Below are 18545 nucleotides of genomic sequence, written 5' to 3'. Positions count from 1 at the left end.
GTGGTCGCGGTGGCGCGGCCCGGGGCGAGCCGTCGCCCCGGGCCGCCGGGTCACTTGCCGGCGACGATCGCCGCGACCTTGCTGATCGGCTCGGCCAGGGCGTTGATCGCGTCGCTGAGTTCCTTGAGCTCGGCCTGGGTCAGCTGGTTGTGCAGCTTCCAGCCGTCGCCGGCGCGGTGCTTGTCGAGTGCCGCCTGCACCTTGGCGAAGTTGTCGTCGAGGGTCTTCACCAGCGCCGGGTCCCGCTCCTCAAGCGCCGGGCGCAGCGCCGCGATGGCGCCCTGCGAGCCCTCGATGTTGGCGGCGAAGTCCCACAGGTCGGTGTGCGAGTAGCGGTCCTCCTCGCCGGTGATCTTGCCGGTGGCGACCTCGTCCAGCAGGCCCTTGGCGCCGTTGGCCAGCTGCACGGGGGAGAGGGTGATGGTGTTGGCCTTGTCCACGATCGTCTGGACGTCGGTCAGCAGCTTGTCCGCGGTGGGACCGGATTTGCTGAGGTCCTTGGTGACCCAGAGGTCCTTCTCGATCTTGTGGAAGCCGGTCCATTCCTGGCCGGCCTCGAGGTCGCCCTCGCGGGCGTCGATGGCCGGGTCCAGGTCGCCGAAGCTCTCCGCGACCGGCTCGATCCGCTCCCAGTAGGTGCGCGCGATCGGGAACAGCGACTTGGCCTTCTCCGCGTCGCCGCCCTTGACCGCGGTCACGAATGCGGTGGTCTGCTCGATCAGCGCGGTGGTCTGGCTCTTCACGTACCGCTGGTAGTCCTTGGTGGCCTGGGCCAGCTTGGCGTCCTCGGTCAGCGGCGCGGCCGAGCCGGACACCTGGAACGCCCCCCGGATGCCCTTGCCGACCATGCCGGGCTTGCAGGCGGTCTCGTACGCCCCGGCGGGCAGCTCGACGATCAGCTCACGGGACAGCCCGGGCGCGATGTTCTCCACCTCGGCCATGATCCGGTCGCCGGGCGCGTACACGTAGAACTCATTGATCTTGCTGCCCTTGTTGGCGATGCTGAACGTGACCGTGCCCGCGTTCGAGCTGGTCCGCTCCACCTTGCACTCGGTGTCGGTGGCGGCCACGGCGATCTTGCCGGAGGCGCTGCCGGCCTCGTCGCCGGCCTTGTCGCCGCACGCGGTCAACAGCAGTGCGGCGGCGCCGGCGGTGAGCAGGTGTGCAGTGCGCATCGTTCTCCTAGGAGGCGGTGGTGGCGGGGGTGGTGGCGGCCGGCTGGCGCGTGCGGGCCGGCCAGAGGAAGAGAACGAGAACCGGGATGCCGTACGCGAGCCAGGCGACCGTCTCGATCACGCTCGGCGCGGGCGTGAAGTTGAACATGCCGCGCAGCAGCTCGGCGTACCAGGCGCTGGGCGGGAATGCCGAGGTCACGTCGAAGGCGTGGTGGTTCAGTCCACCCAGGACGTTGGACTCCTGCAGGTCGTGGAAGCCGTACTTGAAGATGCCGGCCGCGACCAGCACCAGCAGCGCGCCGGTCCAGGTGAAGAACGTGGACAGGTTGATCCGGACGGCGCTGATGTACAGCAGCCAGCCCAGGACCACCGCGGTGAGCAGGCCGAGGGTGATGCCGATCAGCGGCCGGACGCTGTCGGCGGCGCCCTGGGCGGCCGCGTAGAACAGGACGGAGGTTTCCAGGCCCTCCCGGATCACCGCCAGGAACGCCACCCCGGCCACCGCCGCCGGTCCCACCTGGATCGCGCCCTCCATCTTGCCGCGCAGTTCACGGCCCATGTGGCGGGCCATCCGGCGCATCCAGAAGATCATCCAGGTGACGAAGGCGACCGCCACGAACGACGCGATCGCCTCGAACAGCTCCTGGTGCGTGGAGCTGAGCGTGGCGACGCCCACCCGCAGCAGCACCGCGAAGCCGACCGAGATCACCGCGGCCAGCGCCACCCCGGCCCAGACCAGGCGCAACAGCGGCCTGCGGTCGCTCTTGACCAGGAAGGCCACGAGGATCGAGACCACGAGGGTGATCTCCAGGCCTTCACGCAGGCCGATGAGGTAGATGGCGGTCATGGAGCTCCAAAGGTTAGCCAAACCTAAGTCTATCCCCGCATCATTCTTCTACTCGGATGTAGATGTCAAATGTCGCTCCCGGTGAGGCCGCGCAACCTCGGCGTAACGGCCGGCCCGGGTGAAGTACAAGCACTTATATAAGTGCTGTTACAGTGGTCCGGTGACCGACACCGACCCGACCGAACACGCCGTCTGGCGCTCCCTGTGGGACCTGCAGGCGGCGATGGACGCCGACATCGCCCGCGTCTACGCCGAGGCGGACATCCCGGGGCTACGCCCCGTATGGGTGAAGGAGCTCATCAAACTGCACCGGCACGGACCGATGACGATCAGCGAGCTGGCCGCCGCGGTGGGCCGTACCCACTCCGCGCTCAGCCAGAAGGTGTCGGCGATGCGGGCGGCCGGCTGGGTGCGCACCGAGGCGGGACCCGACGCACGTACCAAAACGGTCGCCCTCACCGGCAAGGCGGAGCGGATCGCCGGCCGCCTGGCCGCCGAGTGGCGGGCCACCGAGGCCGCGGTCGCCGAGATCGACGCGGAGCTGCCCTACCCGATGACCCGGGTGGTGCGCGACATCGAGGCCGCGCTGCGCCGCAAGAGCTTCCGCGACCGCATCGTCGCCAAGCTCGCCCGGGACCCGGCGTGGGAGTGACCGGCGCGCTGATCGACCTGGGGCCGCTGCGCCGTTGTCCGGCGTTCCGGCGGCTGTGGCTCGGCCGGGTCTGCTCCGGCTTCGGCAGTCAGATGACGCTGGTCGCGGTGATGTACCAGGTCTGGCAGCAGACCCACAGCACCATCTGGACCGGCGCCGTCGGCCTGGCCCAGGCGCTGCCGCTCGTGGCGTTCGGTCTGTTCGCCGGGGCTCTCGCCGACCGGGTCGACCGGCGCCGGCTCTACCTGCTCACCACGGCCGGGCTGGCGGTGTGCTCGGCGCTGCTGGCGGTGCAGGGCTTCCTGCGGCCGCTGCCGGTCGCCGGGGTGCTGCTGGTCGTCGTCGTGCAGTCCGGCCTGGTCGCCTGCGGCGGCCCGGCCTCCCGGGCCCTGCTCCCGCACCTGCTGGGCCCCGCCGAGCTGCCGGCCGGCCTGGCGCTCAACCACATCTCGTTCCAGGCGTCGATGCTGATCGGGCCGGCGCTCGGCGGCCTGGTGCTCGGCCGGTTCGGGGTGGGCGGCTGCTATCTGGCCGACGCGCTGACGTTCGGGCTGGCCCTGTGGGGCGCGGCCGGGCTGCCCCGGGTGCCGCCGGCCGGGCGCCGGGACGAGCCGGCGCTGCGGGCGGTGGCGCGGGGGCTGCGGTTCCTGGCCGGGCAGCGGGCGGTGCGCGGCGCGCTGCTCACCGACCTGGCGGCCACCGTCCTGGCCATGCCGATCAGCCTGTTCCCGCTGGTCAACGCCGCCCGGTTCGATGACGACCCGCGCACCCTCGGGCTGTTCCTGACCGCGATAGCGGCCGGTGGGGTGGGCGCGTCGCTGCTGTCCGGGACGTTCACCCGGCTGTCGCGGCCGGGCCTGGTGATGGTCGGCGGCGCGACCGTGTGGGGCGTGGCGCTCGCGCTGTTCGGCGTGGTCGCCGATCCGTGGCTGGGGCTGGCCTGCCTGGTGCTGGCCGGGGCCGCCGACACGGTCGCGGTGATCTCCCGGGCCACCGTGGTCCAGCTGCACACACCCCCGCGGCTGCTCGGGCGGGTGGCGGCCGCCGAGCAGATCGTCGGGCAGGCCGGCCCGGACCTCGGCAACCTGCGCGCCGGGCTGGTCGCCGGCGCGACGTCCGGGCCGGTGGCCCTGCTCAGCGGCGGTGTGCTGTGCGTCGTGGCGGTCGCCGTCATCGCCCGGACGGCGCCGGAGTTGCGGCGCTGACCCGCAACCGGTGGGTGGCCAGCACGAGGACCGCGACCACCGCGACGCCGAGGGCGGTCTCCGCGGCCCGGTCCGCCATCAGCGCGAGCAGCTCGCCCGGGCGGCCCGGCCGGGCCATCCCGATGGTCACCGGCGTGACGCACAGCAGCGCCAGCGCGTAGTTGCGCGCGATCAGCAGCTCGGCCCCGAACAGCAGCGCCCCGAGCAGCAGCGCGCCGGCCAGCGGGCCGGGGGCGTGCCAGAACAGCGCCCCGGCGACCAGCACCCCGCACAGCGTGCCGGCCAGGCGGTGCCCGGCCCGCAGCAGCTGCCCGCCGGTGCTCGGACCGACCACCGGCACCACGGCGGCGACCATCGCCCAGCCGGGGTGCTGCCAGCCGGCGGCCAGCGCCACGGCGCCCGCGACGCCCGCCGCCACGAGACAGACCACGGCGTGCACGGCGGTCAGCCGGGCGCTGGGGCGCGCCGGCGCGGCGGCGTACGACGGGGTCGGCCGCAGCCGGTCGCCGGCCGCGGTGACCAGCAGCGCCCACGCCAGGCCGGCCGCGGACAGCGCCGCGGCCCGCGGGACGTCGGCCGCGGTGGCCGGCAACGCGCCGCAGGCGCTGAACGTGAACACCGGGAACAGGCTGCCCGGCGGGCTCCAGCGGCTGCGGTCGGCGACCACCGTGCCGGCGGCGGCCACCAGCGCGGTGCACAGCACGAGCACGCTACCGGGCGTCCCGGCGGCGGCCAGCGCGGTCGCCGTGACCACCATCGCCACCAGCAGCAGCCCCACCACGGCCTGCATACGCAGCCGGCGCGGGGGCGGGGCGGAGCGGCCGTACGCCGCGGTGAGCGTGCCGAACAGCGCCCACGCGCCCCACCCCGGCCGGCCGGCCAGCGCCAGCACGACCAGCGGCCCGGCCGCCGAGATCCCCATCCGAAGAGCCGGCAGGTGCGCTCCGGCGTGCGGCGCCACGTGCCAGAAGCGGCGCAGTGTAGTGGTCGTCATCCCTCGCCCAACTGATTTACCAGTTAACTATCATCGGAGCATGACCGACGAGGTGGACGAACTCCAAGCGCAGTGGCGCCACTCACGGCCCGGTCTCGACGTCGGGCCGGCCGGGGTCTTCCAACGGGTCCTGCGCATCGCCCGGCTCACCGACACGCTCACCGACGCCGCGCTGGCCGGGCACGGTATCGACCGCGCCGGCTTCGAGGTGCTGTCCCTGCTGGTGCGCAGCGGCGCGGCGGTGTCCCCGGCGCGGATCGCCGACGCCCTGCGCATCACCCGGGCCGCGGTCACCAAACGGCTGCGCCAGGTCGAGGCGGCCGGGCTGGCGCGGCGGCGCCCGCACGGGCACGACGGGCGCAGCGCGGTCATCGAGGTGACCGCGAAGGGCCGCGCCGCCGTCCACCCCGCCCTGGAGACGGTCAGCTCACTGGAGGCGTCCTGGCTCGCCACGCTGCCGGCGGCCGATCGCGCGGCGCTCGAACCGGCTCTGCGCCGGCTGCTGGCCACCCTGGTGCAGGCCGCCGAGCCGGGCCGGCAATGAACGCCCCGCAGCGCCGCCCGGACCCCGGCGCGCGGCTTGCCGCACCGCCCGGAAGCCGTCGCCCGGTTGGGTCAGTGCCGGGGCCAGCCGGCCAGCCGCTGCCGCAGCTCGGCGATCCGCGGGGCGTCCAGGCCGTACCGGGTGAACCGGATGTCGTCGAGGCGGTCCAGGTAGCGTCCGGCCTCCGCGATGTCCGCCGGGTCCAGGGCCGGGTCCGCGGCGTGCGCCAGCTCCAGCACCCGCTGCAGCGGATACCGCTGCAGCGCCGCCGCCACGTCGATGTAGTCGCGCACCTCGCGCCGGTTGACCAGGGCCGCGACCTTCGTCGCGACCAGGTCGTCGAGGTGCATCACCGGACCCAGGTCCATCACCACCGGAGCCCGGTGCCGGTCCAGCCGGCACAGCGTCAGCCGCAGCGCCCGGTGCTCGCCGGCCACCAGGAACTCCTGGATGTCCGCGTCCATCCCGGCGAACAGCTCGTCGCCCTCCTCGCGGACCACCCGGTAGCCGGCGGCGGTCAGCGCCGCGGTGACCTCGCCGGCCGCGGCCACCACCGCGCCCTCGGTGTCGGTGAACAGGTCGATGTCCTCGGTGGGCCGGGCCACCAGGCCGTTGACCAGCCACGCCACCCCGCCGCCGAGCACGAACCGGTGCTTGTCGGCGACGCCCAGCGCGATCCGGGCCACCTCGCGGTAGAAGTCGTCGACACCCATCAGGCGGCGAGACGGGCCCGCAGCCGTGGGTGCCGGGCCTCCCAGGCCGCTCGCACGCCGCGCGGCAGATTCAGCTCCGGCCACACCCGCACCAGCGTCGCGCCGTCCAGATAGGCGCGCAACTCGTCGACCCGGATCGATTCCCGCAGCACATTCTCATACATCCACAGGAGCATGGTGCGCTGCCCCAGATCGAACGCGCGCTGCGGATGCCACCACAACCGCAACGGCAACTCGACCAGCCCGCACGTCGGCCCGCGCAATTCGGCGAGAGTGCCGGCCACGACGACCGGCCGGTGCGGCCGGGCCAGGTGAACGACGGAGGCGACGCTGGCGGACATGCGTTCAGCCTAAACCGTCGTGCCCGACGGAAAGCAAGCGCCCGTTTTCCGGCGGCGTCGATTCTTTTCCCGCGACGAGGCGCCGCCCGGACATCTCACCCCGCGTGGGCACGTGCGGCGCTGCGTTTCCCGAGCGGTATTTCCACATTCGCATTCCGTGGCCGTCGACGGCCGCCGGGGCCGGTCCGTCGCATGTGGCGCCGGGCCGGATCGCGGTGCCGGACCGGCCCGGCCGCCGGGCCGCCGGGCCGCCGGGCCGCCGGGCCGCCGGGCCGCCGGGCCGCCGGGTCGCCGGGTCGCCGGACAGCCCGGCACGGCCACTCGCTCCGAAGCCCGCCGGCCTCACCGGCCGCCGGGTCGCGGGGCCCGGTACGGCCACTCGGTCCGAGGCCCGCCGGCCGCCGGGCCGCTCGCGGGCGGCACCGTCACGCGAAGCGTTCGGTGGTCACCGGGATCAGGCCGCGAGAGCGCACGTCGGCGGTCAGTTTCCGCAGCACGTCACCGACGATCTCGGCGCGGTCCCCGCTGAGCAGCACGGTCACGTCCAGCGCCCAGGCGATCCCGCGCCCCACCCGCCGCAGGGTCCAGGAGAACAGGTCGGCGCCCGCGCGGCCACGGCCGCCGGGCATCCCGCCGTCGCCGCCGCCCGGCCAGGACGCGCTCAGCCCGGCGAGCCGGGTGTCCGGCAGTTCCCGGGCGAACAGCACCCGGTAGACGCGTTTCTCGGCGAATCCGGCCGGGGTGTCATGCCCGCCGAGCCGCAACGGGGCCGCGCTGGTCAGCCGGACCCAGTCGCCGAACCGGGCGCGCAGCTGGGCTTCGCCGGGCAGCGACGCGCCGCACAGGTCCCGGTAGACCCGCGCGGCCCGGTCCCGGTCCACCGGCGTGGCCGTGGCGAGCAGGGCTCCGTTCGTACGCAGGCATCGGGCGAACGATCCGGCGCCGCGCCACCGCCGGTCGCCGGGCGCCCACGTCGCGCCGCCGAGCCCCACGGTCACGTGGTCCTCGCCGTAGGCGAACTCCTCGGCCAGGATCCCGTCCCCGGCCAGCAGGTAGTAATCCATGATCGGTCCCCCCGCAACGATGACCGTCGACAGATGTGCACGTCGATTGAACCCGGACCGCGTCAGGTCCGCCGGTCGTGACGCGCCGGCCCGGCTGTCGGGTTGTCGACCTTGGGCCGCCGCCGGACCGGTCGCGGGGTCAGCCGGGTCGCCGGTCGCGGGCCGGTCCCAGGTGGGAGCGCTCGCCCTCGTGGTCGAGGATGCACAGGATCTCGGCCGGGCCGCCGGTGGAGCCGAACGCGTGCGGCACCATCGTGGAGAACTCGGCGGCCTCGCCGGTGCGGACCACGATGGTGCGTTCGGCCAGGCGCAGCACCACGGCGCCGGAGAGCACGACGAACCAGTCGCGGCCGGGGTGCACCCGCAGGTCGGCCGGCACCGGCCGGTCCACGCGCAGCTTGGCCACGGTCATCCCGGCCGGGACGCCCTCGCGGCTGAGCAGCCACGTGGTCATGCCGCGGGACGCGTCGTGGTGCGGGCGGATCACCACGTCCTCGTCCCGGCCCGACTCGACCAGCTGGTCGAGGGTGGTGCCGAGCGCCCGGGCGATCGGGGCCAGCTGATCGAGGGCGATGCGCCGGTGCCCGGTCTCGATGCGGCTCAGCGTGGACGGGCTCAGATAGCTGCGGGCGGCCAGCTCGTCGAGCGACCAGCCGCGAGCGACCCGCAGCCCGCGGATCCGTTGGCGGACGAGGGCGTCCAGCTCACCGTCTTGCGTCATACGCAAGATGGTATGCCGTTCACGCAAGGCGGCGGTAGCCTCGGGGCATGGCACACGAACACGGTCACCACCAGCCCGGTACTCACCAGCACGGCCACCACCGGCACGGCCACGATCAGCCCGGTCAGCTCGCCGAGATGCTCGACCTCGACGCCGAGGTGCTGCGCGACTACTACGACGAGGTGATCGGCTGGGCCGCCGCGGCGGCGCCGGACCGGCCGCGCGTCGTCGACCTCGGCGCGGGGACCGGCACCGGCACGCTCGCCCTGGCCCGGCACCTGCCCGGCGCCGCGCTGACCGCGGTGGACGTGGACGAGGACATGCTCGCCCGGCTGCGGCGGCGCGCCACCGAGGCCGGCTGCGGCGAGCGGGTCCGGACGGTCCGCGCCGACCTGGACGGCGACTGGCCGCAGCTCGGCCCGGCCGATCTGGTGTGGGCGTCGGCGTCGATGCACCACCTGGCCGACCCGGCCGCCGCGCTGACCCGGGTCCGCGACGTGCTGCGCCCCGGCGGCGCGGTCGTGATCAGCGAGCTGGACGGGTTCCCGCGCTTCCTCACCGACCCGGCCGGCAGCGCCCTGGAGGACCGCTGCCAGGCCGAGCTGGCCCGGCTGCGGCGGGAGGCCGGCATGCACATGGGCGAGGACTGGGGCGCCCGGCTGCGGGCCGCCGGGTTCGAGCTCGAGGGCGCGCGCCGTTTCGCCATCGAGCTGCGCCCGCCGCTGGGCGCCGCCGCGCTGCGCTACGCGCAGGTCACCCTGCAGCGCACCCGGGACCGGCTCGGCGACCGGCTGGGCGGCGCCGAACTGGCCGCCCTCGACGCGATCGTGGCCGGGTTGCCCGGCCGCGACGATCTCACCGTCCGCGCCACCCGGGACGTGTGGATCGGCCGTCGCGGCTGACGCGCCGGCAAACCGGTCACCGGCGCAGGCCGTGCTCCCGGATCTCGCCGAGCAGCCGGTCGACCCGTTCCCGGTCGGGGTGTTCCGGCAGCCGTGTCCCGGCCGCGGCCTCGGCCAGGTCGGCGAGCAGCCGCGCGGCCCAGGCGGCGACCGCCGCCCACGGCAGCTCGCCGTGCCGGATCGGCATCAGCCGGTCACGCAGCCCGCGCACGTCGACCAGGACCTCCCCGGTGCGCAGCACGTGCGCGCCGGCGATCAGCAGCCGGATCATGTGCATGGCCTGTTTGTGGTTGGTCTCGCCGGTGCGGGCCCGCCGGGCGGCCACCCGGTCGAGCTGGTCGCGCGCGTAGTTGCCGTAGGTCGCGGCCACCCGCCGCGACAGGAACGCCCGGCGGGCCGCCAGCAGCTGCTCGCCGTCCGGCGTGAGCCGTTCGACCAGCGGCGACCAGAGCACCTCCAGCACGGTCGGATTGGCCTGCACGGCCAGCGTGCAGAACCGCTCGATCTCCCAGGAGAACTGCTCCTCGGCCGGACCGTCCAGGTGGGTGGGCGGTTTGTCGAGACGCCACAGCTCGCGGGTCGGCGCCGCGTAGACGCCGCGCCGGTCGTGGTCGCTGTCCGGGGTGTCCAGGCCGTAGGCGCGCGAGCCGACCACGACGGACAGGATGGTGTGCTCTTCGACGAGGTCCGTGCGCATGCCCGGGGACGGTACGGAAACCGGCCCCGGGCGGGCGCGCGATTTTTCTAGAGGTCCAGCACGGTGGCGTCGATGGCGTCCAGCTCGTCCTGGCTCAGCGCCGGGTTGCGCAGCGCGCCGATGTTGTCCTCCAGCTGCCGCACGCTGGACGCGCCGATGATCAGGCTGGTCATCCGCGGGTCGCGCAGCGCCCAGGCCAGCGCCAGCTGGGCCAGGGACTGCCCGCGCCGCTTGGCGAGGTCGTTGAGCGCGTGCAACCGGCCCATGGTCTTCGCGTCCAGGGCCTTCTCGTCCAGGAACACGCTGGTGCGGATCCGCGAGTCGTCCGGGATGCCGTCGAGGTAGCGGTCGGTGAGCAGGCCCTGCTGCAGCGGGCTGAACGCGATGCATCCGGCGCCGGCCTCCGCGAGGGTGTCGAGCAGCCGGTCGTGCTCGATCCAGCGGTTCAGGATCGAGTACGACGGCTGGTGGATCAGCAGCGGCGTGCCCAGCTCGCGCAGGATCGCGGCGGCCTTCGCGGTCTGCTCGGACCGGTAGTTGCTCAGGCCGACGTACAGCGCCTTGCCGGAGCGCACGATGGCGTCCAGCGCGCCCATCGTCTCCTCCAGCGGCGTCTGCGGGTCGGGCCGGTGGTGGTAGAAGATGTCGACGTAGTCGACGCCGAGCCGCTTCAGCGACTGGTCCAGCGAGCTGATCAGGTATTTCCGCGAGCCCCAGTCGCCGTACGGACCGTCCCACATGGTGTAGCCGGCCTTGCTGGAGATGACCAGCTCGTCACGGTGGTGCCGCAGGTCGCCGGCGAGGATCCGGCCGAAGTTGGTCTCGGCGCTGCCCGGCGGCGGCCCGTAGTTGTTGGCCAGGTCGAAGTGGGTGACCCCGAGGTCGAAGGCGCGGCGGACGATGTCGCGCTGGCGCTCGGCCGGGCGGGTGTCGCCGAAGTTGTGCCACAGCCCGAGGGAGATGGCCGGCAGCTGCAGCCCGCTGCGACCCGCGCGGCGGTACGTCATGGACTCGTAACGGTCAACGGCAGGGGAGTAGGTCACAGACACAGCCTAGGCATTCCGATCATGACCGTGTGCGCTGGTAGGTTGAGAGCAGCCGGCAACACCCGCGCGGGAGAGACCCGGGTCCTGACCTTCAGGGCCCATCGGCGCCGAAGGGGCAAATCCTCCCCGGAACCTCTCAGGCAAAAGGACCGCGTGGGCAGGCGACTCTGAAGTGCCCGGCTGGGTATGACAGAGGGGGAGGTTGCATGTCGACCTTCTTCAGCCCGGGAGCCGCCCCTATGACGTCGCCGTTCACCCATCGCCACATCGGCCCGCAGGCCGACGAGCAGGCGGAGATGCTCAAGACCGTCGGGTACGAGTCACTCGACGAGCTGATGGACGCCGCGATCCCCGAGTCGATCCGGTTCCGCGGCGCCCTGGACCTGCCGGCGGGCGCCTCCGAGGAGGAGACGATCGCCGAGCTGCGGGCGATCGCCGCGCGCAACACGCCGGCCACCCCGATGATCGGCCTGGGCTACTACGGCACCCACACGCCGGCGGTGATCAGGCGCAACGTGCTGGAGAACCCGGCGTGGTACACCGCGTACACGCCGTACCAGCCGGAGATCAGCCAGGGCCGGCTGGAGGCGCTGCTGAACTTCCAGACCGTGGTCACCGACCTGACCGGGCTGACCACGGCGAACGCGTCGATGCTGGACGAGGCCACGGCGGTGGCCGAGGCGATGACGCTGGCGCGCCGCGCGTCGCGGAGCAAGAGCTCGACGTACGCCGTGGACGCCGACACGTTCCCGCAGACGCTGGCCGTGCTGCGCACCCGCGCCGAACCGCTCGGCATCGAGCTGCGCCTGGTCGACCTGGACGCCGGTGAGCCGCTGCCGGACGAGTGCTTCGGCGTGCACCTGCAGTACCCGGGCGCGTCCGGCGCGGTCCGCGACCACGCCGCCCTGGTCGAGGCCGCCCACGCCCGCGGCGCCCTGGTCACTGTCGCCGCCGACCTGCTCGCGCTGACCCTGTTGCGCCCGCCCGGCGAGATCGGCGCGGACATCGCGGCCGGCACGACGCAACGCTTCGGCGTACCCCTGGGCTTCGGCGGCCCGCACGCCGGCTACCTGGCCGTGCGCGCCGGCCTGGAGCGCTCGCTGCCCGGCCGGCTGGTCGGCGTGTCCAAGGACGCCGACGGCGCGCCCGCCTACCGCCTCGCGCTGCAGACCCGCGAGCAGCACATCCGCCGGGAGAAGGCGACCAGCAACATCTGCACCGCCCAGGTCCTGCTGGCCGTGATGGCCGGCATGTACGCGGTCTACCACGGCCCGGCCGGGCTGCGCGCGATCGCCAAGCGGGTGCACGAGCACGCGCTGACCCTGGCCGGCAGCCTCACCGCGGCCGGCGTCGAGCTGGCCCACACCGCGTTCTTCGACACGGTCACCGCCGTGGTGCCCGGCCGGGCCGCGGCGATCGTCGCGGCCGCCGCGGAGTCCGGCGTCGACCTGCGCCCGGTCGACGCGGACCGGGTGTCGGTCGCCTGCGACGAGACCACCACCGCCGCCCATGTCGCGGCGGTGCTCGCCGCCTTCGGCGCCGCCGTGGCCGCACCGGCCGCCTGCGGGGCCGAGCCGCTGGCCCGGACCACCGACTATCTGGACCATCCGGTGTTCAACACCCACCACTCGGAGACCGGCATGCTGCGCTACCTGCGCCGGCTCGCCGACCGTGACTACGCGCTGGACCGCGGCATGATCCCGCTGGGCTCGTGCACGATGAAGCTGAACGCCACCACCGAGATGGAGCCGGTCACCTGGCCGGAGTTCGCGAACATCCACCCGTACGCCCCGGCCGGCCAGACCCGCGGCTACGAGGAACTGGTCGCCCAGCTGGAGGGCTGGCTCGCCGAGATCACCGGGTACGACGCGGTCAGCGTCCAGCCCAACGCCGGCTCCCAGGGCGAGTTGGCCGGCCTGCTGGCGATCCGCGGCTACCACCGCTCGCGCGGCGAGGCGCACCGCGACGTCTGCCTGATCCCGTCCTCGGCGCACGGCACCAACGCGGCCAGCGCGGTGATGGCCGGTATGCGGGTGGTCGTGGTGGCCTGCGACGAGAACGGCAACGTCGACCTCACCGACCTGGCCGCCAAGATCGACAAGCATCGGGACGCGCTCTCCGCGATCATGGTGACCTACCCGTCCACGCACGGCGTCTACGAGACCTCGATCGCGCAGCTGTGCGCGCGGGTGCACGAGGCCGGCGGCCAGGTGTACGTCGACGGGGCCAACCTCAACGCCCTGGTCGGTTTCGCCAAGCCGGGCAAGTTCGGCGCCGACGTGTCACACCTGAACCTGCACAAGACGTTCTGCATCCCGCACGGCGGCGGCGGCCCCGGCGTCGGGCCGGTCGCGGTGCGTGCGCACCTGGCCGAGTTCCTGCCGGGCGACCCCCTGGAGCCCGGCGAGCACCACGCCGTGTCGGCGGCGGCGCACGGCTCGGCCGGCATCCTGCCGATCTCCTGGGCCTACCTGCGGATGATGGGGCCGGACGGGCTGGCCCAGGCGACCGCGTCGGCGGTGCTGGCGGCCAACTACGTGGCGGCCCGGCTGCGCGAGCACTACCCGGTCCTCTACACCGGGGACAACGGCCTGGTCGCGCACGAGTGCATCCTCGACCTGCGGCCGATCACCAAGGCCACCGGGGTGAGCGTGGACGACGTGGCGAAGCGGCTGATCGACTACGGGTTCCATGCACCGACCATGTCGTTCCCGGTCGCCGGCACCCTGATGGTGGAGCCGACCGAGAGCGAGGACCTGGCCGAGCTGGACCGGTTCTGCGCCGCGATGATCGCGATCCGCAAGGAGATCGACCAGGTCGCGGCGGCCGTGTGGCCCCGCGACGACAACCCGCTGGCGAACGCGCCGCACACCGCGTCGGCGGTGAGCGCGGACGAGTGGTCGCACCCGTACCCGCGCTCGGTGGCCGGTTTCCCCGAGGGCGTCGACCGGACGGCGAAGTACTGGCCGCCGGTGCGCCGTATCGACGGGGCCTACGGCGACCGCAACCTGGTCTGCTCGTGCCCGGCGCCGGAGGCGTTCGAGAGCTGACCGGAGGACGCGTGCGCAGGTCGCGGTCATCATGATCGCGGCCTGCGCCGTCTTTCGGTGCAGCCCCGAGCGCGCGGGCAGAACCCACCGCCGCCACCGCGGTGGTTTCGTTACCCTGGGTGATTACGCAGCGAGAGCGTGCCGTGCCGGACCGCGGTGCGGCTCGATCGTGGTGCCGTCCGGAAGCAGCTCACCGGTGTCCTCGAAGACGATGACGCCGTTGCAGAGCAGGCTCCAGCCCTGTTCCTGGAAGGTCGCCACGGTGCGGGCGGCCTCCCGGTCGATCGCGTCGGCTGGGGGGCAGGGGGATTGGTGCTGGCACATCAGCGTTTACTCCGGTAGGGGGCTGTGTGAAGGTTCACAAAGTCGGGGTCGAACGTTACCTCACATCGAACGATGACGGTGCCCGGCGGTGACGGCGTCCGACCGCGATTTCGCGGTATCGATGGTCCACGCTCCGGGGTCCGGCGACCACTGCCGGCTGTCTCCCTCCGTCGCTCCGCCGGCGGCGCCGACCGCCTGCCGTGCCCGTCACCATGCGTTACGTGTGTTCGCGTGGCGCCGGGGTGATTCCGGTGACCCTGCCGAGCTTCTGACCGCCTTCCTCGCCGACAACGGACTGCCGGTGCGAAACCTCGGCCGTTCGGCTGACAAATACCGGCCTAACGGTCATGGCCTCCTGTGCGGAGCATCGCTCTACGTGTCGGCAGATGCCGGATGCGTGATGATCCAGGCCACTCCGGGCGCCCCCAGTCCGGTGCCCGGCATCCCCGACGTGTACGCGGTCGTCCACGAACACACCGACCGGCCGCCGCCGGACGCGCCGGCCCGGTCCGCGGGCTGGCGCCTGGGCCCGTGGCGGGAGAGCTGGACACCCGCCGAGCACGCCCGCGCCGTCCAGCGAGTCCGTGACGCGATCGGGCGCGGCGACGTCTACCAGGTCAACGTGGTCGGGCACGGGGCCGCGCCGTACACCGCGGATCCGGCCGCGGCGCTGCGCCGCGTCGCCACCCTGCCCGGCGCGCGGTACGGCGGCGTCCTGGCCGCGCCGGACGGCGGCTGGGCGCTGGCCACCGCGTCGCCGGAGACCCTCGTCGAGGTTCGTGACGGCCGGGTGCTCACCCGGCCGATCAAGGGCACCCGCCCGGCCACCGCGGCCGGTCGCCGCGACCTGCTGGCCTCCGCCAAGGAACGCGCCGAACACGTCATGATCGTTGATCTGGAACGCAACGACCTGGCCCGATTGCCCGGCGCCGGGCCGGTCCGCGTCGACGAGTTGTTCGCGGTCCGCCGGTGGTGCGACCTGTGGCAGGCCGAATCGGTCGTCTCCGCGCCCCTCGACGGCGACCTCGACCTCGCCGACCTGCTCCGCGCGGTCTGCCCCGGCGGCAGTGTCACCGGAGCTCCCAAGCTCGCCGCCCTTCGACAGATCGCCACCCTGGAGCCGGTCGGCCGCGGGGTGAGCATGGGCGCGTTGGGCTGGATCGGTCACGACCACCTGGACCTGGGGCTCAGCATCCGCACCGTGGCGGTCGACGGCAGCCGCGTGCACACCTGGGCCGGCGGCGGGATCACCGCGGACAGCGATCCGGCCGCGGAGGTCGCCGAGGCCGCCGCCAAGGCCGCCCCGTTGCGCGCCGCGCTGGCGGGTGCGGTCACAGCCCCCGCATAGGCGCTTCCGAGCCTTCTCTACCCATTGCGTGCCACTCTCACGGTCCGCCCCCACGAACGCGGGATGAACGCGTACTTTGGCGCACGCGTTCCACGGAGACGGTCCACAGTGGCAGAACGGCCACGGTGGCTGCAGAGAAGGCGACACCCTGGTCATGCTTGAACTCCTCACCCCACCGTCGGCTCCCTCCCCGAGGGAGGAGTTCACCCGCTTCGCGTACGCCAGCTCCGCGCGCCTGCACAGCAGCGCGTACCAGCTGTGCCGGGACTGGCACCTGGCCCAGGACCTCACCCAGGCCACGCTGACCAAGCTGTTCCTGAGCTGGGAGCGGGCCGCCGGCAGCGACAACCTTCCGGCGTACGCCCACAAGGTCCTGCTGCGCACCTACCTCGACCACCGGCGGCGGCGCAGCTCCACCGAGACGACACCGGGCCGGTTGCGCGAGCCGTCGTACACCGTCGACGCGGACCTGCGGGTCACCATGATGAGCGCGCTGGGCCGGCTGCCCGCCCGGGACCGGGCGATCGTGCTGCTGCGGTACTTCGCCGACCACAGTGTGGAACAGGTGGCCGCCGAGCTCGGCGTGCCGATCACGGTGGTCAAGAGCCAGACCCGCCGGTCCCTGATCAAACTCAAGCACATGCTGCTGCGCGAGCGTCCCACGTTGTTTGCGGCGTGAGGGTATTGTCTGCGCCGAAGGGGAGTAGTCCTTCGCCGGCCGTTCGACATCCTGGCGCCCGCGTGGCGCCCGGCGGCCGGGTTCCGGGGCGACCCGGGGCGGACCAGACCTTCGGCCCTGCAGGTGACGTGTGTCGCCGCGGACGGGGGCCGGGGTCTCGGCGGTCACGGGAGTTCGGTTCCTGCCCCGGCGGGAAGGAACGACCATGGCAACCCTCGCCGACCTCGCGGTCCTCGACCCCGCCGCCACCGGCGCGACCGTGCACATCGCCCCGGCCGCCGGCCGTGACCTGCGCGGCCGTCCGGTCGGGGAGCTCGGTTTCCCGGCCGGCTCGCTGCTCGTGGTCGCCGGTGTGCCCGGGGCCGGCAAGACCACGCTGCTCAAGCGCCTGCTGCCGCAGCCGGGCGTGCGGGTGCTCGACTCCGAGCAGGAGCGGGCCCGCCTGAGCCGGTACCTCGGCGCGCTGCCCTACCGGTACTGGCGGCCGCTCGTGCACGCCAGCCACTACCTGCGCCTGCTGCGTGCCCTGCGCGGCCGCGAGTCGATCGTCGTGCACGAGTGCGGCACCCGGGCCTGGGCCCGCAAGCTGATCACCGCGGCGGCCGGGCGCGCCGGCCGGCGTACCCACCTGCTGCTGCTGGACGTCGATCCGCGGGTGGCGCTCGCCGGGCAGGAGGCCCGCAAGCGGAAGGTGCGTCCGTCGGTGTTCGCCGCGCACTGCCGCAACTGGCAGCGACTGCTGCGCGACGTGGCCGACCCCGGCCATCCGATCCACCGCGACGCCGCCACCATCACGATCATCGACCGGGCCGCGGCGGCCGGACTGACCGCCATCCGGTTCGCGGGGCTGCGCCTGGTCGCGACTGCCGGGCCGGCCGAGGCACAGGCGGGCGAAGGTAACGACCGGATAGGCTTTGCGGCATGACAGTGAGGCCGATCCGGCTCTACGGTGACCCGGTCCTGCGCACGCCCGCCGACCCGGTCGCCGACTTCGACGCCGCCCTGCGCGAGATCGTGCGGGACCTAAAGGACACCGTCCGCGAGCCGGGCCGCGCCGGGGTGGCCGGCCCGCAGATCGGGGTGAGCCTGCGGGTCTTCTCCTACAACGTGGCCGGCCAGGTCGGACACCTGGTCAACCCGGTGCTGTCCGATCACGAGGGTGAGCAGCAGGACGACGAGGGCTGCCTGTCCCTGCCCGGCCTCGGCTATGCCACGAAGCGGGCCATGTCGGTCACCGCGCGCGGCTTCGACCAGCACGGCGAACCCGTCGTCATCCACGGCACCGGGTTCCTGGCCCGGGCGTTGCAGCACGAGACCGACCACCTGGACGGCCGGCTCTACATCGACACGCTCACCGGCGACGTCCGCCGGCAGGCGCTGCGCGAGCTGCGCCGGGTGGTCCCCCGGTGACCGTTTGCGGCCACGCCGCGCCGCTGCCGGACCCCGCCGACGCGGTGCCGCGGCCGGGCGGTGGTCCCGGTGACGCCGCGCTGCCGCCCGGGCCCGCCGACACCCGGCGGTTCGCCGCCGCGTCGCTGGCCGCCGGCGACCCGACCGGATGGTTCGAGCGGCTCTACGCGCAGGCCCGGGACGGCCACGCGGTGGTGCCCTGGGACGCGCCCGCGGCCAGCGTCCACCTGCGGGAGTTCGGGTTGCCGCCGGGCGAGGGGAGGCGCGCGCTGGTGGTCGGTTGCGGCCCCGGCCGCGACGCCGAGCACCTCGCCACGCTCGGGTACACGGTGACCGCCTTCGACATCGCCGAGACCGCGATCGCCCTGGCCCGCGAACGGCACCCCGGCTCGCCGGTCGACTACCGGGTCGCCGACCTGCTGGACCCGCCACCGGCCTGGCGCCGGGCGTTCGACCTCGTGCTGGAGAGCAACAACGTCCAGGCGCTGCCGGCCGGGATCCGGGCCCGGGCGATCGGCGCGGTGGGCGAGTTCGTCGCGGCGGGCGGGACGCTGCTCGTGCTCGCCGCCGCGGCCACCGACACGCCGGGGGAGGGCCCGCCGTGGCCGCTGACCCGCGCCGAGATCGACGCCTTCGCCGGCCGCGGCCTGCGCCCCGTGACGGTCGAGCGGATCCCCGCCGCCGGGTCCCGGCTGCGGCTGCGCTGGCGCGCCGTGTTCACCCGCTGACGCGTACGCGGAGACGACCGCGGCGACCACCCCGCCGCCCCGCGCCCCTGCCGCGTTCGGCGCCCGCCGCCCCGCGGTTCTTCCGGAGCGCCGCCTGCCGCCTGC

At 73.8% G+C, this 18545-nt stretch carries 20 protein-coding genes and 1 riboswitch; of the genes, 10 read left to right on the top strand and 10 right to left on the bottom strand.

Annotated features, from left to right (window positions below; translation table 11 throughout):
* Positions 1-50: 50 nt before the first annotated feature.
* Entirely contained in the window at positions 51-1175 is a 1125-nt protein-coding gene (gene efeO / locus ACTEI_RS18330) for an iron uptake system protein EfeO (protein ID WP_122978770.1), read from the bottom strand.
* 7 nt (positions 1176-1182) lie between these two features.
* The gene (gene efeU, locus ACTEI_RS18325; RefSeq protein ID WP_122978769.1) at positions 1183-2022 is read right to left on the bottom strand and encodes an iron uptake transporter permease EfeU; all 840 of its coding nucleotides are present in this window, start codon (positions 2020-2022) and stop codon (positions 1183-1185) included.
* Between the two features lie 160 nt (positions 2023-2182).
* Between efeU and ACTEI_RS18320 the strand changes: the two genes are divergently transcribed.
* Together ACTEI_RS18320 and ACTEI_RS18315 are read left to right on the top strand one after the other, a co-directional pair.
* On the top strand, positions 2183-2674 hold the full coding sequence (locus tag ACTEI_RS18320; RefSeq protein ID WP_239082374.1) for a MarR family winged helix-turn-helix transcriptional regulator: 492 nt from the start codon (positions 2183-2185) through the stop codon (positions 2672-2674).
* On the top strand, positions 2665-3879 hold the full coding sequence (locus ACTEI_RS18315; RefSeq protein ID WP_122978768.1) for an MFS transporter: 1215 nt from the start codon (positions 2665-2667) through the stop codon (positions 3877-3879). The genes ACTEI_RS18320 and ACTEI_RS18315 overlap by 10 nt, the downstream gene beginning before the upstream one ends.
* Here the strand turns inward: ACTEI_RS18315 and ACTEI_RS18310 are convergent.
* A complete protein-coding gene (locus tag ACTEI_RS18310) occupies positions 3845-4873 on the bottom strand; it encodes an FUSC family protein (protein ID WP_145831036.1) in 1029 nt (342 codons plus the stop codon). The two genes, ACTEI_RS18315 and ACTEI_RS18310, sit on opposite strands and share 35 nt — an antisense overlap.
* 40 nt (positions 4874-4913) lie before the next feature.
* On the opposite strand from ACTEI_RS18310, the gene ACTEI_RS18305 reads away from it, so the two are divergent.
* Positions 4914-5417, top strand: a complete 504-nt coding sequence (locus tag ACTEI_RS18305; RefSeq protein WP_122978766.1) for a MarR family winged helix-turn-helix transcriptional regulator — start codon at positions 4914-4916, stop codon at positions 5415-5417.
* 71 nt (positions 5418-5488) lie between these two features.
* Here ACTEI_RS18305 and ACTEI_RS18300 read toward each other — a convergent pair whose 3' ends face one another.
* The 4 genes from ACTEI_RS18300 to ACTEI_RS18280 form a co-directional block, all read right to left on the bottom strand.
* Positions 5489-6130 (bottom strand): nucleotidyl transferase AbiEii/AbiGii toxin family protein, encoded by a 642-nt coding sequence (locus tag ACTEI_RS18300; RefSeq protein WP_122978765.1) that lies wholly within the window; start codon positions 6128-6130, stop codon positions 5489-5491.
* A complete protein-coding gene (locus ACTEI_RS18295; RefSeq protein WP_122978764.1) occupies positions 6130-6471 on the bottom strand; it encodes a hypothetical protein in 342 nt (113 codons plus the stop codon). The genes ACTEI_RS18300 and ACTEI_RS18295 overlap by 1 nt, the downstream gene beginning before the upstream one ends.
* A 425-nt stretch (positions 6472-6896) precedes the next feature.
* Entirely contained in the window at positions 6897-7535 is a 639-nt protein-coding gene (locus tag ACTEI_RS18285) for a hypothetical protein (RefSeq protein ID WP_122978762.1), read from the bottom strand.
* Between the two features lie 139 nt (positions 7536-7674).
* The gene (locus ACTEI_RS18280; protein WP_122978761.1) at positions 7675-8256 is read right to left on the bottom strand and encodes a helix-turn-helix domain-containing protein; all 582 of its coding nucleotides are present in this window, start codon (positions 8254-8256) and stop codon (positions 7675-7677) included.
* A gap of 47 nt (positions 8257-8303) precedes the next feature.
* On the opposite strand from ACTEI_RS18280, the gene ACTEI_RS18275 reads away from it, so the two are divergent.
* Entirely contained in the window at positions 8304-9158 is an 855-nt protein-coding gene (locus ACTEI_RS18275; RefSeq protein ID WP_122978760.1) for a class I SAM-dependent methyltransferase, read from the top strand.
* 16 nt (positions 9159-9174) lie between these two features.
* On the opposite strand, the gene ACTEI_RS18270 is transcribed toward ACTEI_RS18275, so the two are convergent.
* Together ACTEI_RS18270 and mgrA are read right to left on the bottom strand one after the other, a co-directional pair.
* On the bottom strand, positions 9175-9855 hold the full coding sequence (locus tag ACTEI_RS18270) for a nucleotidyltransferase domain-containing protein (RefSeq protein ID WP_122978759.1): 681 nt from the start codon (positions 9853-9855) through the stop codon (positions 9175-9177).
* A 47-nt stretch (positions 9856-9902) separates the two neighbouring features.
* Positions 9903-10862, bottom strand: a complete 960-nt coding sequence (gene mgrA / locus ACTEI_RS18265; protein WP_239082388.1) for an L-glyceraldehyde 3-phosphate reductase — start codon at positions 10860-10862, stop codon at positions 9903-9905.
* 96 nt (positions 10863-10958) lie between these two features.
* Positions 10959-11063: riboswitch (glycine riboswitch) on the top strand.
* A 77-nt stretch (positions 11064-11140) separates the two neighbouring features.
* Between mgrA and gcvP the strand changes: the two genes are divergently transcribed.
* Positions 11141-13951 (top strand): aminomethyl-transferring glycine dehydrogenase, encoded by a 2811-nt coding sequence (gcvP, locus tag ACTEI_RS18260; protein ID WP_122978757.1) that lies wholly within the window; start codon positions 11141-11143, stop codon positions 13949-13951.
* Between the two features lie 123 nt (positions 13952-14074).
* Here gcvP and ACTEI_RS18255 read toward each other — a convergent pair whose 3' ends face one another.
* Positions 14075-14275 (bottom strand): DUF5999 family protein, encoded by a 201-nt coding sequence (locus ACTEI_RS18255; protein ID WP_122978756.1) that lies wholly within the window; start codon positions 14273-14275, stop codon positions 14075-14077.
* A gap of 121 nt (positions 14276-14396) precedes the next feature.
* On the opposite strand from ACTEI_RS18255, the gene ACTEI_RS18250 reads away from it, so the two are divergent.
* The 5 genes from ACTEI_RS18250 to ACTEI_RS18230 all read left to right on the top strand — a co-directional run bounded on the left by ACTEI_RS18250 (position 14397) and on the right by ACTEI_RS18230 (position 18440).
* Positions 14397-15623, top strand: a complete 1227-nt coding sequence (locus ACTEI_RS18250; RefSeq protein ID WP_122982240.1) for a chorismate-binding protein — start codon at positions 14397-14399, stop codon at positions 15621-15623.
* Positions 15624-15777: 154 nt separating this feature from the next.
* Positions 15778-16302, top strand: a complete 525-nt coding sequence (locus tag ACTEI_RS18245) for a sigma-70 family RNA polymerase sigma factor (protein ID WP_122978755.1) — start codon at positions 15778-15780, stop codon at positions 16300-16302.
* 205 nt (positions 16303-16507) lie between these two features.
* Positions 16508-17227, top strand: coding sequence for an AAA family ATPase (locus ACTEI_RS18240; RefSeq protein ID WP_122978754.1), 720 nt, complete (start codon positions 16508-16510; stop codon positions 17225-17227).
* Entirely contained in the window at positions 17224-17712 is a 489-nt protein-coding gene (locus ACTEI_RS18235) for a peptide deformylase (protein ID WP_122978753.1), read from the top strand. The genes ACTEI_RS18240 and ACTEI_RS18235 overlap by 4 nt, the downstream gene beginning before the upstream one ends.
* Complete coding sequence (locus tag ACTEI_RS18230) at positions 17709-18440, top strand: class I SAM-dependent methyltransferase (RefSeq protein WP_239082375.1); 732 nt, start codon at positions 17709-17711, stop codon at positions 18438-18440. Before ACTEI_RS18235 ends, ACTEI_RS18230 begins: the two co-directional genes overlap by 4 nt.
* Positions 18441-18545 lie beyond the last annotated feature (105 nt).

It is taken from the genome of Actinoplanes teichomyceticus ATCC 31121, assembly GCF_003711105.1.
GTDB classification, from domain to species: domain Bacteria; phylum Actinomycetota; class Actinomycetes; order Mycobacteriales; family Micromonosporaceae; genus Actinoplanes; species Actinoplanes teichomyceticus.
This window is presented reverse-complemented; position numbering and strand designations above follow the sequence as displayed.

Coding starts and splice junctions, on each gene's coding strand:
- efeO (WP_122978770.1), bottom strand. CDS start 1,175: ATGCGCACTGCACACCTGCTCACCGCCGGCGCCGCCGCACTGCTGTTG.
- efeU (WP_122978769.1), bottom strand. CDS start 2,022: ATGACCGCCATCTACCTCATCGGCCTGCGTGAAGGCCTGGAGATCACC.
- ACTEI_RS18310 (WP_145831036.1), bottom strand. CDS start 4,873: ATGACGACCACTACACTGCGCCGCTTCTGGCACGTGGCGCCGCACGCC.
- ACTEI_RS18305 (WP_122978766.1), top strand. CDS start 4,914: ATGACCGACGAGGTGGACGAACTCCAAGCGCAGTGGCGCCACTCACGG.
- ACTEI_RS18300 (WP_122978765.1), bottom strand. CDS start 6,130: ATGGGTGTCGACGACTTCTACCGCGAGGTGGCCCGGATCGCGCTGGGC.
- ACTEI_RS18295 (WP_122978764.1), bottom strand. CDS start 6,471: ATGTCCGCCAGCGTCGCCTCCGTCGTTCACCTGGCCCGGCCGCACCGG.
- ACTEI_RS18285 (WP_122978762.1), bottom strand. CDS start 7,535: ATGGATTACTACCTGCTGGCCGGGGACGGGATCCTGGCCGAGGAGTTC.
- ACTEI_RS18280 (WP_122978761.1), bottom strand. CDS start 8,256: ATGACGCAAGACGGTGAGCTGGACGCCCTCGTCCGCCAACGGATCCGC.
- ACTEI_RS18275 (WP_122978760.1), top strand. CDS start 8,304: ATGGCACACGAACACGGTCACCACCAGCCCGGTACTCACCAGCACGGC.
- ACTEI_RS18270 (WP_122978759.1), bottom strand. CDS start 9,855: ATGCGCACGGACCTCGTCGAAGAGCACACCATCCTGTCCGTCGTGGTC.
- mgrA (WP_239082388.1), bottom strand. CDS start 10,862: ATGACGTACCGCCGCGCGGGTCGCAGCGGGCTGCAGCTGCCGGCCATC.
- gcvP (WP_122978757.1), top strand. CDS start 11,141: ATGACGTCGCCGTTCACCCATCGCCACATCGGCCCGCAGGCCGACGAG.
- ACTEI_RS18255 (WP_122978756.1), bottom strand. CDS start 14,275: ATGTGCCAGCACCAATCCCCCTGCCCCCCAGCCGACGCGATCGACCGG.
- ACTEI_RS18250 (WP_122982240.1), top strand. CDS start 14,397: ATGGTCCACGCTCCGGGGTCCGGCGACCACTGCCGGCTGTCTCCCTCC.
- ACTEI_RS18245 (WP_122978755.1), top strand. CDS start 15,778: ATGCTTGAACTCCTCACCCCACCGTCGGCTCCCTCCCCGAGGGAGGAG.
- ACTEI_RS18240 (WP_122978754.1), top strand. CDS start 16,508: ATGGCAACCCTCGCCGACCTCGCGGTCCTCGACCCCGCCGCCACCGGC.
- ACTEI_RS18235 (WP_122978753.1), top strand. CDS start 17,224: ATGACAGTGAGGCCGATCCGGCTCTACGGTGACCCGGTCCTGCGCACG.